1 protein-coding gene is annotated in these 429 nt (G+C 44.8%); it reads right to left on the minus strand.

The window, feature by feature from the left end:
• A partial coding sequence (locus Q0954_RS34525; RefSeq protein ID WP_299466794.1) for a hypothetical protein occupies positions 1 to 429 on the minus strand: 429 nt, incomplete at both ends.

The raw sequence follows: 429 nt of genomic DNA on the forward strand, positions 1-429 counted from the left end.
TCTATAATCTGCTTGACGATCTTTTCCAACCCTAGTTTTTTTATCTCCTCCAACTTTTGGTTCAAGTCTTTTCGGTAGGTTTCGTCTCTGATGTACCATACAATGGCCTTGGCAAGCAACATCAGGTGTTTAATATCCTCTGGTGCTTCCTGGGCTTGCTCTACCAAGCCGTTGTATATCCCTACTAATAGTGGTAAAATCGTTTTGGCGGGTTCCTTTAGGTTAGGGTTGTTCCAGACCGATTCGGGAATTTTGAGTTTGCCCAATTGCCTCACGGCTTGCCCCAATCCTTGTTCCAGCATCATTAGGCTATGCTTGGCCAATATGCCAAAACCATCGTAGCTGTTGGCTTGGGTGTGCCCTGAAACAAAGCATAACAAGCTTTGTATGCTATAACTAAGATGGTGGTAGACCCACCAAAGGCGATTT

The sequence above is a fragment of the uncultured Microscilla sp. genome, from assembly GCF_947493425.1.
Lineage (GTDB): Bacteria > Bacteroidota > Bacteroidia > Cytophagales > Microscillaceae > Microscilla.